At 68.2% G+C, this 14,326-nt stretch carries 12 protein-coding genes; 8 read left to right on the top strand and 4 right to left on the bottom strand.

The features are described from left to right. Positions 1–2 precede the first annotated feature (2 nt). Entirely contained in the window at positions 3–725 is a 723-nt protein-coding gene (gene ftsE / locus ABNQ40_RS06175; protein WP_109048245.1) for a cell division ATP-binding protein FtsE, read from the bottom strand. A 159-nt stretch (positions 726–884) separates the two neighbouring features. On the opposite strand from ftsE, the gene ABNQ40_RS06170 reads away from it, so the two are divergent. The 4 genes from ABNQ40_RS06170 to ABNQ40_RS06155 all read left to right on the top strand — a co-directional run bounded on the left by ABNQ40_RS06170 (position 885) and on the right by ABNQ40_RS06155 (position 5,077). Continuing rightward, complete coding sequence (locus ABNQ40_RS06170; RefSeq protein ID WP_109490746.1) at positions 885–1,667, top strand: 1-acyl-sn-glycerol-3-phosphate acyltransferase; 783 nt, start codon at positions 885–887, stop codon at positions 1,665–1,667. A 126-nt stretch (positions 1,668–1,793) separates the two neighbouring features. Continuing rightward, positions 1,794–3,692, top strand: coding sequence for a DUF2491 family protein (locus tag ABNQ40_RS06165; RefSeq protein WP_109048244.1), 1,899 nt, complete (start codon positions 1,794–1,796; stop codon positions 3,690–3,692). 28 nt (positions 3,693–3,720) lie between these two features. After that, the gene (locus ABNQ40_RS06160; protein WP_109048243.1) at positions 3,721–4,146 is read left to right on the top strand and encodes a DUF350 domain-containing protein; all 426 of its coding nucleotides are present in this window, start codon (positions 3,721–3,723) and stop codon (positions 4,144–4,146) included. 160 nt (positions 4,147–4,306) lie between these two features. Next, entirely contained in the window at positions 4,307–5,077 is a 771-nt protein-coding gene (locus tag ABNQ40_RS06155; RefSeq protein WP_109048242.1) for a hypothetical protein, read from the top strand. Positions 5,078–5,242: 165 nt separating this feature from the next. Here ABNQ40_RS06155 and ABNQ40_RS06150 read toward each other — a convergent pair whose 3' ends face one another. Then, positions 5,243–5,920, bottom strand: coding sequence for a hypothetical protein (locus ABNQ40_RS06150; protein ID WP_391345814.1), 678 nt, complete (start codon positions 5,918–5,920; stop codon positions 5,243–5,245). Between the two features lie 625 nt (positions 5,921–6,545). Between ABNQ40_RS06150 and ABNQ40_RS06145 the strand changes: the two genes are divergently transcribed. Further along, positions 6,546–8,024, top strand: coding sequence for a PAS domain-containing methyl-accepting chemotaxis protein (locus ABNQ40_RS06145; RefSeq protein WP_109490620.1), 1,479 nt, complete (start codon positions 6,546–6,548; stop codon positions 8,022–8,024). Positions 8,025–8,071: 47 nt separating this feature from the next. Here ABNQ40_RS06145 and ABNQ40_RS06140 read toward each other — a convergent pair whose 3' ends face one another. Beyond that, positions 8,072–9,481 (bottom strand): replication initiation protein, encoded by a 1,410-nt coding sequence (locus tag ABNQ40_RS06140; RefSeq protein WP_109490619.1) that lies wholly within the window; start codon positions 9,479–9,481, stop codon positions 8,072–8,074. Positions 9,482–10,204: 723 nt separating this feature from the next. Beyond that, entirely contained in the window at positions 10,205–10,957 is a 753-nt protein-coding gene (locus ABNQ40_RS06135) for a sulfite exporter TauE/SafE family protein (protein WP_109490618.1), read from the bottom strand. Positions 10,958–11,087: 130 nt separating this feature from the next. Between ABNQ40_RS06135 and ABNQ40_RS06130 the strand changes: the two genes are divergently transcribed. The 3 genes from ABNQ40_RS06130 to ABNQ40_RS06120 all read left to right on the top strand — a co-directional run bounded on the left by ABNQ40_RS06130 (position 11,088) and on the right by ABNQ40_RS06120 (position 14,309). After that, a complete protein-coding gene (locus ABNQ40_RS06130; RefSeq protein ID WP_109490617.1) occupies positions 11,088–11,975 on the top strand; it encodes a LysR substrate-binding domain-containing protein in 888 nt (295 codons plus the stop codon). A 108-nt stretch (positions 11,976–12,083) separates the two neighbouring features. Further along, the gene (locus tag ABNQ40_RS06125; RefSeq protein WP_391345811.1) at positions 12,084–13,328 is read left to right on the top strand and encodes an MFS transporter; all 1,245 of its coding nucleotides are present in this window, start codon (positions 12,084–12,086) and stop codon (positions 13,326–13,328) included. A gap of 27 nt (positions 13,329–13,355) precedes the next feature. Continuing rightward, entirely contained in the window at positions 13,356–14,309 is a 954-nt protein-coding gene (locus tag ABNQ40_RS06120; RefSeq protein WP_391345809.1) for an aldo/keto reductase, read from the top strand. The last annotated feature ends 17 nt before the right edge of the window (positions 14,310–14,326 follow it).

Raw genomic sequence — 14,326 nt, 5'->3', positions numbered from 1 at the left:
CGCTACTCCCACGCAGAGTCGTTGGCGCGCGTGTCCTTCGCGCGGGCCTCTTGAGCGCGGCCGCGCGCCGGCAGCACCATCAGCCGGCCATTGTCGAGGTGAAGGCGCGGGTGGTCGAACCGGCGGATCAGCGCTTCGTTGTGGGTGGCGATCACCACGGTGGTCCCCAGCTTGTAGAGTTCCTCGAACAGGTAGAGCAGCCGCATGCCGATGCCGTCATCGACGTTGCCGGTCGGCTCGTCGGCGAGAAGCAGCCGCGGCCGGTTGATCACCGACCGCGCGATGGCGACCCGCTGCTTCTGCCCGCCCGACAGGGTGGAGGGCGTGGCGTGCAGATGGTTGCCCAGCCCGACCCAGCGCAGGATCTCGCTGCAATGGGCGACCACATCAGCCTCCGGCGTGCCGGCCATGCGCAGCGGCAGCGCAACATTGTCGAGCGCCGACAGGTGGTCGAGCAGGGCGAAATCCTGGAACACCACGCCGATCTGGCGGCGCAGTTCCGGCAGGTCGCGGCGGGTCACCATCGCCATGTCGCGGCCGAACAGGGTGACCAGCCCGCGCGACGGCCGGTGGGCCAGATACATCAGCTTCAGCAGCGACGATTTGCCCGCCCCGCTGGCACCGGTCAGGAAATGGAAGGATCCCGGCTGAAGGGTGAAATTGATGTCCCGCAGCACCTCCGCCTCGGTGCCGTAGCGCAGGCCGACATTCTCGAAACGGATCACGGTTCCACCACAGCTCGCCATCCCTCCACGCCGGGACAATGCACCCGGTGGGGAGCGGAGTCCACCCTGCCCCGCAAACGGCCGCCATCCGCCGGCCGTCCTCTCCCGCACTGCGCGGAATACTTGAGAAGTCGGTGAAGACCTGACAAGTTGCCGGCCATGATCTGGATCCGGTCCCTCGCCTTCAACATCGCGTTCCACCTCTGGACCGCGCTGATGTGCTTCGCCCTGCTGTGGATGCTGCTGCTGCCGCGTCCGCAGATGGTCGCGGTGGTGAAATGGTATCTCAGCACCGTCGGCTGGCTGGAGCGCACGCTCGTCGGCATCCGCTACGAGGTGCGCGGGCGGGAGAACCTGCCCGACGGCCCCTTCCTGCTGGCGGCCAAGCACCAGTCGGCATGGGAAACCATGAAGCTTCACCTGCTGGTGAAGGACCCCGCGATCATCCTGAAGCGCGAGCTGATGTGGATCCCGATCTGGGGCTGGTATGCCGCCAAGGCGAAGATGATCCCGGTCGACCGCGGCGCCGGCGGGGCGGCGATCAAGTCGCTGATCCGCAACTCCCGCCCGGTGCGGGACGAGGGTCGACCCATTGTGATCTTCCCCCAGGGCACCCGCGTGGCGCCGGGCACCTACCGTCCTTACCGCATCGGCGTCGGCGTGCTCTATGACAGCCTCGGCATTCCCATCGTGCCGATGGCGCTGAATGCCGGCCTCTATTGGCCGCGCCACAGCTTCCTGAAGTACCCCGGCACGGTGGTGGTGGAGTTCCTGCCGCCGATCATGCCCGGACAGCCGCGCGCCGAGGCGATGCGCGACCTGGAGGAGCGGCTGGAGGCCGCGAGCGACCGCCTCGTCACCGCAGCCGGCGGCCCGCCCACCCTGCGCCCGCCGCAGCCGGAACCGGCACAGAGCAAGCGGACGGCGACCGCCGTCTCCTGACGGAAGGCATAGGGGCCGGTCGCGACGGTTAATCCCTTGAGCGCCGCCGCGTATCTGCCTACCCTCGCGCAACGAATCGCCGGGAGGGCCAGTTGAACCGGCTCCGGATGACGCGCGAGAGGATGGATGACGCAGACCGCGAAGCCCCCCAGGCCCAGCCAGTGCCCCACCCGGTGCCCCACCCGGTACCAGGATCGCTGGACGGAGCGATGGCGCGCAGCCGCCGTCGCCCTGCTGATGATGGTGCAGCCGCTTGCGGCCCCCGTCGGCACCGTCCTGACCGCTCCCGCGGCCCCCGCCCCGCTTGCCGCAACCGTCATCGCCGCCGCCACCGCAGCAGCCATCACGCTGGCTCCGGACGAGGCCGAGGCCCGCGCCGGGTCCAGCAGCCGGTCATCCAGCAGTAGGTCGTCCGGCGGCTATTCGCGCCCGTCGCGCACCCCGTCGGTCGGCAGCAGCGGCGGCAGCGGCGGATACTCCCGCCCCTCCACCTCGCGCACGCCGTCCACGGGAAGCGGCGGCTGGTTCTCCGGCGGGTCCTCCAGCTCCAGCGGCGGCTATGCCCGGCCGGGCAACAGCGCCCCGTCGGTCGCCGCCCCGCCGACTTCGGCGGGCGACCGGACCTTCAGCCAGCAGGGCTCGGCCGACGCGCTGAACCGCTACCGCACCAAGCAGGAGGCCGACCGCACCCCGCCGGCCCAACCGGGCGCGCCACCGCCCGCCGCCTCCACCCAGGGACGGACCGGCGGGTCGAGCAGCTCCGGCGGGTCCAGTTGGGGCTGGGGCGGGTCGTCCTACCGCACGCCGTCGACGCGCCCGGCGCCGGCCAACCCCTATGGCGGTTATGGCTGGAGCCCGCCGCCCTACACCGTCAGCGCCCCGCGCCGCTTCGGCGTCTGGGACGGGCTGTTCCTGTGGTTCATGCTCGACACGCTGACCCGGCCGGGCCATGCCGCCTTCTTCCACAACAACGCCGACGACCCCGGCTATCGCGAATGGCGCCAGGAGGCCGACCGGCTGGCCCGCGACAATGCGGAGCTGCGCGGCAAGCTGGACCAGCTCGACCAGTCGGTGGCGGCCCAGGCCGGCACCCCGCGCCAGGCCGGACAGCTGCCGCCCGACGTGCCGGCGGATCTGGCCCGCGCCGATTCGGCCAGCTCGGCCAGTTCGGTGGACAGCGCCAGCGCCGCGCAGGCGTCGCGCAGCTCCGGGCACGGTTTCTGGTGGTGGGGCCTGCTGCTGCTGGGAGCGGCGGTGCTGTTCCTGCTGTGGCGGGCGCGGCGGCGGATGGATGCGCCATCCAAACCAAATGCAGTCGCCAACAGCCCTGTCTCCAAGGGCTCTGGCTCCAAGGGAGGATCGGACGTGCCCCTGTTCGGAACGCTCGGCAACTATGTGAACCAGAAGCTCGGCGGCAAGGCCTACAGCCCGTCGCTGTTCCGGCTGGGCATGACGGTCACTATCGACCCCACCCCCTTCCTGCTGGCGGAGGGCGCCACCAAGGTCAAGGCGCCGGACACCGGCACCGACCGGCTGGTATCGATCGAGGCGGTGGGAACCGTCACCTCCGGCCCGGCCACCGTCTACCGCCTGCATCTGCCGGGTGGCGGCTTCTTCCAGATCCATCTCGGCCCCGACGGGCAGCCGGACGAGTGCCGCTATTTCACCCCCATCGACAGCGTCACCCCGTCCGACGAGGGCGAGTGGGGCTTCTGGCTGGACGATGCGGAGGGGATGATCGGCTGGCCGGAGTTCCAGACCAAGGACGGCAAGCTCTATCCCCGAGTCTGGCAGCCGGGCGCCAGCCGCATCCAGCCCTTCACCCTCAGCGAGGCGCGCCAGACCCTGCGCGGGACCGAGACGGTGACCAGCCAGTCGATGCTGTACGGTGCGCCAACAAATGCAGGGGATCCGGCGCCCGCCACCGAGTACATCCTGGTGGAGGCGGTGGAGCGCTCCGGCCGCGCGTCGGTCGAGATCGCCGCCGGCATCGACGTGAACCCCGCCTCCCTCTCCCTGTCCTAACCACCCACACGACAAGAGTGCCGGCCCCATGGAAAGCACCTTCGGTTCCATCCTGACCGCGCTCGGCACCGGCCTTCCGGTGCTGCTGGTCCAGCTCGCCGTCACGCTGGCGCTGCTGGCGGTCGGCGTCGCCGTCTATACCCGCATCACCCCCTTCGACGAGCGCCGTCTGGTGGCGGAAGGCAATGCCGCCGGCGGCCTGACGCTGGCGGGGTCCATCGTGGCGATCGCCATTCCGCTGGCGGCGACGCTGGCGACCAGCACCTTCGTGCTCGACATCCTGCTGTGGGGCGTGGTGGCGGTGATCCTCCAGCTGGTCGCCTTCGCCGTGGCGACCCTGCTGATCCGCGACCTGCGCGGCCAGATCGAATCGGGCAACGTCGCGTCGGCCGCGACGCTGGTCGGCGTCCAGCTGGGCGTGGCGGTGATCAACGCCGCCGCCATGGCCGGATGAACGGGGTGGGATGAACGGGGCGGGATAGAGAAAATCGCCCCCGAGAGGTAAGGACAGGGGTCTGGTTCCCGGATCGCCCCCACCCCATCTGTGCAGGCGAAGCGTTCGCGGTCTTGATCCGCAGGCGCCTCCAACAACCCTCCTTCGACAGGAATCAGCCATGCTTGCCTTCATCCGCAACCTTATGGGTGTCAAGACCGACCAGGCCGTCCAGGGCGCCATGGAGGCGCTGGTCCGCTGGGATCCGAAGTCCGCGACCGAGGCGGAGCTGCGGACCATGGAGCAGCATCTCGACGGGCTGGGCCGGCAGGTGGCGGAAGCCCGCGCCATCCATGACCGCGAGCAGCGCGAGGCCGACGAGATCAAGGCCCTGTCGACCCAGCGCATGGCCGCCGCCGAGCATCTGCAGCGCCAGATCGACGCCGAGACCGACCCGTCGCGCAAGGCCGGCCTGGAGAAGAGCCTGGAGACCGTCATCGCCATGCTGGAGGAGATGGCCCCCGACATCGAGCGCGAGGTCCGCGACGCGGTCGAGGCGCGCGAGTTCCTGGAGATGCTGGAGAAGAACTACGCCGACGCCGGCGCCAAGCTGAAGGCCGCGCGCGCCGAACTGACCCGCGCCCAGCGCGACATGGGCCGCGCCGACCAGCAGCGCGCCATGGCCGAGCGTCAGGCCGAAGCCGCCCGTCAGGCCGCCGGCCTCGCCGGGGCCACCAGCGGCCTGACCGTCGCGCTGAAGGCGATGCAGGACACGGCGGCCAAGGATCTGGCTGCGGCGGAGGCCGCCAACGCCAAGGCCAAGCTGCTGCGCCCGTCGGCCCCGGAAAAGGAAGACCCCAACATCGCCGCCGCGCTGGCCGCCGCGTCGGGCAAGACCGCCCCGACCAGCCTGTCCGACCGTCTGGCGGCGCTGAAGGCCAAGCAGGGCTGAGGATTCGACTGAGTGTTCGGGGGATCGGCGGGGGGAAGACTCCGCCGATCCTTACCTCTTGGGGGACCTCCTGGGGGGATGGAACAGCGTGGAACGGTTTCCGGCCGATGTTCCATGTTCACCGGCCCGCCCGCCTCACAGACGGTCGCCTTACAAACGGCCGCCTTACAAACGATCGAAGGCGGCCTGTCCGCCCTGGCGTTCCAGCGCCGAACCGAGGGTGGGATAGGGATCGTCGGGGTTGAGGGTATAGGGATAGACGCCCTTCGGCCCCGCCGCTTCCGGGCGGGCGAGGATGGCGGCGACGGCGCGCGGATCGGGCGGCGTGCGTTCGCGGATCGCGCCGGGGATGCTGTCGTCGTCGAGGTCGGGGACGATCCCGGCGAATGGATCTTCCGACGGCTGCGGGGTTTGCGGCTGATGCGCCGGCTGTCGCGCCGGCTGGGCGGCGAGCCCGTCGAGGATGCCGAGCCGGTCGGCCAGCCAGCGCACGGTCGACGGATCGCCGGAGGAGACCAGCCGCTCGATCTGCTCGACGACCAGACTGCGCAGCGAGGACAGGCGCAGGTCTGCCTCACGGTTCAGGGCCTGACGTTCCCACCAAACCCTGTGACGGAAATCCTTGGAGCCGTAATAGGCCCGCCACAGGGTGGTGCGGCTGCATCCCATGGCGCGGGCGACATAGAGGAAGCTGCTGCCGCGGGCCAGCATGCCGGCGGCCATGATCCACTGCTCCTCATGGAACTGCGAACCGGGGACCAGCGAGCCTGCCGACGGCACCGGCGGCTCTTCGGCCCAAAGGGGGAAATTGTCGTTCTGGAAGGTACGGCTGTCGAGGGCCATGGCGTCGCTCCGCAAGCTGGTGGAAGGTTTGCGGAGAGGGTATAGGATTTTGATCCTTGATTGGTGGATTTTATGCAAAACCGGGAGTGCGGACCGCTTGCGGGGTCGATTGCCGTCGAAGCCAAGCGCGCCCCTTATCGACCGTCATCGCCGCGAAGGCGCATAGGCGCTGACTTACAGAATTCTGCCCATTTTCCAATGTGCTGGCCCCCCTTCGGCGTCATCGCCGCGAAGGCGGGTTTCCTTGGAAAGACCATCGGCTTGCTATGCGATTGCCCTTTCCGCTTTCATAAAATCTCCCGATGATTTCTTTCATCGGACATCTCTGTCTCACAGCTGAAAATTATATTCCGGGCTTTGTGCTGTTTAACCAAATGCGGATTGGTATTTTCCAAATGCTGATTGCAATGTTTATTTAATATTATAAAAAATAAACAACCGGCATTTTCGCCGGATAATATGTAGAGACCAAGCCGCGAATACGATTTCAATAAGATTGAATTGGAAATTTATGTTTGAATTCAGTAAGTAAAATTTTTATATGATTCCGGATTTCCCCTGATAGACAGTTTTTTTGCTTTCAATACGATCCAAAACATACTGGCGCATTCAAGTGGGGGGACCGATGTTCGGACGGAGAAAGCATACTCTTGCGCTCACGCGCAGGATGGCGGCGCTCGATGCGCTGCGCGCCAAGGTGATGGTGGCTGATGCCGATCTGACCATCGTCCACGTCAATCCCGCCGTGGTCGCGCTGCTGCGCCAGGCGGAGGGCGATTTGCGCAAGGAACTGCCGCGCCTGGACGTCAATCGGCTGGTCGGCAGCAACATCGACGTCTTCCACAAGAACCCCAGCCATCAACGCACCATGCTGGCGTCGCTGACCAAACCGCACAGCGCCACCATCAAGGTCGGCGGGCACCAGTTCGACCTGCTGGTCACGCCGCTGACCGAAGACGGCCAGCGCATCGGTTTCGTCGTCGAATGGGCCGACGCCAAGGAGCGGCTGGAAAACCTCGACTATGCCGCGCAGATGGCTGCGATCAGCCGCTCGCAGGCGGTGATCGAGTTCACCACCGAGGGCGTCATCACCAAGGCCAACGACAATTTCCTGAAGGTGATGGGCTATCGCCTGGATGAGGTCGTCGGCAAGCACCACAACATCTTCGTCGAGCCCGCCTATCGCAGCAGCACCGAATACGACCGCTTCTGGGACACGCTGCGGCGGGGCGAATTCCAGGCGGCGCAGTACAAGCGGATCGCCAAATCCGGCAACCCGGTGTGGATCGAAGGCGCCTACAACCCGATTCTCGACGAGAAGGGACGGGTGGTCAAAGTGGTCAAGTTCGCCGTCGACGTGACCGCCCAGGTGATGCTGCTGAACAACCTGAAGGTCATGATCGACAAGAATTTCGGCGAGGTCGATCAGGCGCTTCATCTGTCGATGGGGGAGGCGGACTCCGCCAGCCACGCCGCCGGTTCGACCTCCGCCAGCGTCCAGGCCGTGGCCGCGAGCGCGGAGGAGCTGGTCGCCTCCATCGGCGAGATTTCCGAGAGTATGACCCGAGCCCGCGCGGCGACGGATGGCGCCTTCGACCGCACGGTGGCGGTGGCGGAAAGCACCGACCGGCTGGCGGCGGCGGCCCAGGCGATGAACGGCATCGTCGGGATGATCAACAGCATCGCCGGCCAGATCAATCTGCTGGCGTTGAACGCCACCATCGAGGCCGCCCGCGCCGGAGAGGCGGGGAAGGGCTTCGCCGTCGTCGCCTCCGAGGTGAAGAACCTCGCCAACCAAGCCGGCAAGGCGACCGAGCAGATCTCCGCCGAGATCGAAGGCATCCAGTCCACCTCGACCGAGGTTGCCACTGCATTGAGCGCCATCCGCGGAGCCGTCGCGGCGGTGCGCGAGCATGTGACCGGCACGGCGGCGGCGGTGGAGGAACAGAGCGCCGTCACCCAGACCATGTCGTCCAACATGCAGAGCGCGTCCGCCGCCGTGGCGACCGTCACCTCCAACGTCTCCGCCATCTCCAGCGCGGTCAGCCAAGTGGCCGGCGCGGTCGGACGGACCAAGGAGGCGGCGCACGTTCTCGTGCGGTGATGCACCGTTGTGCGGTGACGCGTGGTGTGAAGCGCGGCCCCCGATCCTTACGCCTCGGGGGAGGCTGCCTTCGCCATCTTCGCCTTGCGCGCGGCCACCTCGAACGCGACGTCCTCGATCAGCCCGCCGGTCAGCGAGGACAGGGCCGACTTCAGGCTCGGCCAGTGGTTCATGCGGGCGGTGTCGGCGACGGCGGCGTTCCGGGCCATCAGGACGAGGCGGCGGCCACCCTGCGGGGCTTCCTCCACCCGGTCCGGCTCCAGCTCGGCCAGCAGCGGGGCGGGGACCTTGCCCTTCAAGGCGTGCAGGACGGCGGCCCACAGGGCGGTCACGTCGTCGGCGTCGGGCAGCGGGCCGAGATCGGCGAGGCCGGCCTCCACCGGATCGGCGGGAGCCACGGTGTCGACCTTGCCGATGCGGCGCGCCCGGCGGCCGGCGCTGTGGCGTTCGCGCTCCAGATAGGTTTCTGCCGCCTCCTCCTCGTCCTTGGCGAGGAATTCGAGGGTCACCGCCTCGATCTTGCGGCCTTTCCGCTTCATCTTGTCTTCCGGCATGCTGACGCGGAAGGGGGCGAGCTGGTTCACCTCGGCGATGGCGCGGTCGATGGTGCGGGTGCGCAGGATGCCGAAATCCTTGTAGGCGCCCTCCGGCACGTTCATCAGCTTGCGCAGCGTGTCGATGTCCAGCTCCAGCGACGGATAGTCCATCTGGTAGCGCTGCATGCCGATCTCGTAGAGCTTCAGCGCGTAGGTGCTGGTGACCTTGACCATCGCCGGACCGGACAGCTTGGCCCACAGCTGCGACGAGCGCTGGATTTCCAGGAAGGCGTCGGTGAACTGGAAATGGATGTCGGCGGCGTCGCTGTCCTCCTCCTCCTCCGGCCGGACATAGCTGGAGAGGATGCGCAGTTCGGCGCGCGACCGCCGGCCGCGGAAGGGGCCGATGACGACAAGGCTGGAATCGAAGATTTCCTTCAGCGCGTCGAAGATGCGCTCGTTGCCCTTGTGGTTGCCGCGCACCACGCGCTTGGGCATCCGATAGAGCTTGTTGGCGAAATTCTGGCTGCCGGCGAGATGGATCATGAAGTTCAGCATCTTCTGCGCCGGCAGCGACAGGCGCGTGCCGTTGGCGGGATAGCTGTAGACCGCCTCCGCCGCCTTGATCAGATGCTTGTAGCCGTCGCGCTCGAAGGTGGCGCTGGCGACGCGGGCGGTCAGGCCGGCGACCGGAGCCGCGGAGTCGGCACTGACGGCCGGCAGCGTCGCCGCACTGCCGTCACCGTCGATCACCGCGCCGCCGGCCAGATCCTGCGGGCCCAGCACCACCAGTCCCGGTCCACCCTTCGCCGATTCCGCGGTCATCGAGGCCATCGGGGCCGCCATGGGCGCAGCAGCGTCCGACGGGACGGACTCCTCCGCCACCGTGCTGCGCGCCTTCCTGCGCCCCGTCCCCGCCATAGCCGTCCTCCGCCAGAATCGGGGGAGGCTAAATCAATCCTTACCAGAAAAACAAGTAAGGAAAGGGTCGCGCCGCAGAATCCTTTTCATCCTTACATCCTGGGGGCGGAACCCTTACGCCCCGGGGGGTGTGCGAATCGCCCCCGCCCCGTAAGGCTGTTTCCCCCACCCTGTAAGGAAGATTCACACCGACTCGCGGACTCCCCTGGAGATTCGCGCCGACGAATCCTCTTAAAAGGGAAAGGGAGTCGCAAAGCCTTGCCAAGTGCCGGATCCGCAACGGCTTCCCCAAGGTTTGCCAAGTGCGAATCTTGCCCGGAACCGCCTCTCCGCATCCTTACGGACCCGAATCGGACCGACTCGATTCGCCAAAAGCACCTCCGGGGGGATGCGCTCCATCCTTACTCCGTGGGGGAGCGACGCCATTTTTGCTGTCCGGGGCTCTGTGAGCAAGCGCAATCCTTACGGCCTGGGGGCGCTCAAAGCGGGATCCAGGCCCCCAAGAGGTAAGGATCGGGGCATTCAAGGGAGCGCATCGTCCGATTCCAGGCCGTGCCAGGAGTCACAGGCGCTTAAACGCCCCCAGGATGTAAGGAAGCCCGCCCCCAAGCCGTAAGGATCGGGAAGCGGGCCTGTCGTGCGCATCGGGCCGGGATCTGGCCCCCAGGGAGTAAGGATAGGGAAGAAGGAACAGGATAAGACTTTGTTATATAATGTTTTTTCTTAATGGGCCGCCAGCAGGAGAAGCCCCTGGCCGAGATAGACGCTGGCGGTTCCCATCACCAGATAGCGGCTCCACAGGCGGAACTGGGCGTCGCTCATGCGGTCGAGGACGCGGCGGGAGAGATTCGTGCCGATCAGCGCCATGGCGATCGACATCAGGATCACCGTCGATTCCACCGTCTCGTCGCCGCTCCCGGCCACCAGCGGGGCGAAATAGACGATCTTCACCAGATGGCCGACCGACTGGATCGCGGCCTTGGTGGCGACCACGCTCTGCCGGGTCATGGCGCTGCGGATGAAGAAGGTGTCGAGCAAGGGGCCGGAGATGCCGGCGAGCAGCTGGATGCCCATGCAGAGGAAGCCGCCGAGCACGCCATGCAGCGGCTTCTGCGCGTTCAGCGCCCAGCGGGCGGGAATGGCCAGCGCCAGGAAGGGTGTCAGTCCCAGGATCAGCAGCGACACCGCCCGGTCCGGCACTGCGCCGGCCAGGGCGAACAGCAGGCCGGCGACGGAGCCGCCCAGCGCGAAGCGCAGGATGACCGGCCAGACGACATGGCGTCGCCACAGCCACGCCCGCCAGCCGTTGGAGGCGAACTGCGTCACGCCATGCAGCAGCATCGCCGACGGCACCGGCAGCAGGATCAGCAGCAGGCCCATCAGCACCATGCCGCCGGCCATGCCGAACAGGCCCGACAGAAACGAGGTCACGAGAACGGTGAGGCCAAGCCCCACCATCAGCGGAAGCGTCAGCATGAATCGCCCGAATGCCAGAGAGGATGCCCGGAAACTCTCACGCGCGCGGTTGCGCCGCAAACGGCATTGTTCGATGCTCAGCCCCAGGAAAAGTTGGGGTAGGATCGGGAGTGACCCTGGAGATGGACGCATGCGCCGCCTGCCCTCGCTGAACGGGCTGCGCGCCTTCGAGGCGGCGGCCCGCCATCGCAGCTTCACCGCGGCGGCGGCGGAGCTGCATGTCTCGCAGGCGGCGGTCAGCCGGATGGTGAAGCTGCTGGAGGACCGGCTGGGCTTCGCCCTGTTCGACCGGCGGGCCAACGCGCTGGAACTGACCGAGCGCGGCCGGGCGCTCCAGCCGGCGCTGACCGACGCGTTCGACGGCATCGCCCGGCGGGTCGAGCAGGTGTCGGCGATGCGGGCCGGGCCGGTGCTGACGGTCGGCATGGGGGCGACGGTGGCGGTGCGCTGGCTGATCCCGCGCCTGTCCGGCTTCCACATCGCCCATCCGGAGATCGAGGTGCGGATCGCCACCGGCGGAGCGGGGGCGCCGATGAACGACGACTGGACCTGCGCCGTCCTGCTCGGCGACGGCCAGTGGCCCGGCTATGAGGCGGAGCGGCTGTTCTCCTCCAGCCTGGAGCCGGTCTGCGCGCCGCGGCTGGCGGCGGCGCTGTGCAAGCCGGCGGATCTGGCCGGCGCCACGCTGCTGCACGTCTCCCATTGGGGAGAGGACTGGCCGCGTTGGCTGGATGCCGCCGGGGTGGCGGATCCGATGCTGGCCTCGGGAACGCGGGGGCTGTCCTTCGGCAGCTATGCCATGACCTTGCAGGCGGCCATCGACGGCGTCGGGGTGGCGCTGGCGCCGCGGCTCTACAGTGCGGACGACATCGCCGCCGGGCGTCTCGCCGCGCCCTTCGCGCTGGCGGTGCCGATGGTCCATTCCTGGTATCTGGTCTATCGCGCCTCCCGCCGGGAGGATGGCGGCTTCGGCGCCTTCCGCGACTGGCTCTACCGGCTGCGCGCGGAGATCGAATGAGGAGGCGCATGGCCGGGCGGCGCAATTGACCGATGCGCCGGCCGCGGGTGCCGACATAGGGTGTGCGCTGTTCTGTCACAGTTTCGAACAGCCCAGTTTCGCCCAGCCATGACCGCACAGGACCGCGCGATGCCGCCCACCGCCGCCCCCCATCCTGCTCCCCTGCCCACCGAAGACTCCGCCCACCCGGCCCTCTCCCGCTCGCTCGTCCTGCTGATGGCGCTGGCCTGCGGCGTGGTGGTCGCCAACATCTATTACGCCCAGCCGCTGGTCGGGCTGATCGGTCCGGCGGTCGGGCTGTCGCCGGAGACCGCCAGCCTCGTCGTCACCCTGACCCAGGTCGGCTACGGCGCCGGGCTGATCCTGCTGGTGCCGCTGGGCGACCTGCTGGAGAACCGCCGGCTGGTGGTGGTCACCCTGTGCAGCACGGTCGCGGCCCTGCTGGTGGCCGCCGTCGCCCCCACCGCGTCCCTGTTCCTGACCGCGTCCTTCCTGATCGGCGTCACCTCGGTCGCCGTGCAGATGCTGGTGCCGCTGGCCGCCCACATGGCGCCGGAGGCCTCGCGCGGGCAGGTGGTCGGCAATGTGATGAGCGGGCTGCTGCTCGGCATCCTGCTGGCCCGCCCGGTGTCGAGCCTGATCGCCGACAGCCTGGGCTGGCGGGCGGTGTTCGGCCTGTCGGCGGTGGTGATGGTCGGCTTCGCCGTCCTGATGCGGCGGGTGCTGCCGCAGCGGCGGCCGACGGGCCGGTCGAGCTACGGCGCCCTGCTCGGCTCGCTGGGGCGGCTCCTGGTGCGGACGCCGGTGCTGCAACGGCGGACCGTCTACCAGACCATGATGTTCGCCGCCTTCAGCCTCTACTGGACCTCCGTCCCGCTGCTGCTGGCGGGGGCGCCCTTCCATCTCAGCCAGCGCGGCATTGCGCTGTTCGCCCTGTCGGGGGCGGCGGGCGCGCTGGTCGCCCCGATTGCCGGGCGGATCGCCGACCGCGGCTGGACCCGGCCGGCCACCGGCTTCGCGCTGGCGATGGCGGCCTTGTCCTTCTTCGTGGCGCGTGCCGGCGAGGGCTCCATCGCGCTCCTGGTGCTGGCCGGGCTGCTGCTCGACATGGGCGTGCAGATGAACATGGTGCTGGGGCAGCGCGCCATCTATTCGCTGGGGGCGGAGACTCGCAGCCGGATGAACGCCATCTATATGGCGATCTTCTTCCTGGGCGGGGCCGCCGGCTCGGCGCTGGCCGGCTATGCCTTCGCCGTCGGCGGCTGGGAGCCGGTGACCTGGATCGGCTTCGCCTTTCCCGCCATCGGCCTGCTGTTCTACCTGACCGAATTCCGCGGGCGGCCCGCCGCCTGACCGGCAATCTTCAAAGGAGACGATGCAATGGATCAACGCCCGCTTGGTCGTAGTGGCCTGACTGTGTCCCCGCTCTGCTTCGGCGGCAACGTGTTCGGCTGGACCGCCGACGAGGCCACCTCCTTCCGGCTGCTCGACGCCTTCGTCGATGCCGGCTTCAACTTCGTCGACACCGCCGACGTCTATTCGGCCTGGGCCCCCGGCAACACGGGCGGCGAGTCCGAGACCATCATCGGCACCTGGATGAAGAGCCGCGGCAACCGCGACCGCATCGTGCTGGCGACCAAGGTCGGGTCGGAGATGGGGCCGGGGAAGAAGGGGCTGTCGCCCGCCTGGATCCGGACGGCGGTGGAAGACTCGTTGCGCCGGCTCCAGACCGACCGCATCGACCTCTACCAGTCGCACTGGGACGATCCCGAAACCCCGTTCGAGGACACGCTCGGCGCCTACAAGGAGCTGATCGACCAGGGCAAGGTCCGGGCCATCGGCGCCTCCAACCTGACCGCGGCCCGGCTGCGCGAGGCGCTGGAGGTCAGCGCCCGCACCGGCCTGCCCCGCTACGAGACACTTCAACCGGAATACAACCTCTACAGCCGCGAAGGCTACGAGGCGGAGCTTGAAGGGCTGTGCCGGGAGAATGGGCTGGGCGTCATCAACTACTATTCGCTGGCCGCCGGCTTCCTGACCGGCAAATACCGCTCGGCCGGGGATGTCGGCAAGAGCGCGCGCGGCAACGGGGTGGTGTCGAAGTATCTGAACGAGCGCGGCCGGGCGATCCTGGCGGCGCTGGACGAGGTTTCCGGCCGGCATGGGGCGACGCCGGGACAGGTGGCGATTGCCTGGCTGATCGCGCGGCCGGGCCTGACGGCGCCCATCGCCAGCGCGTCGAAGCCGGAGCAGATGGGCGACCTGATCGCCGCCGCCGCTCTGCGGCTGGATGCCGACGACATCGCGCAGTTGGACCGGGCCAGCGCTTATTGAGGGCGCTTACTGAGGCG

The sequence above is a fragment of the Azospirillum sp. A23 genome, from assembly GCF_042938965.1.
Classification (GTDB): Bacteria; Pseudomonadota; Alphaproteobacteria; order Azospirillales; family Azospirillaceae; genus Azospirillum; species Azospirillum melinis.
This window is presented reverse-complemented; position numbering and strand designations above follow the sequence as displayed.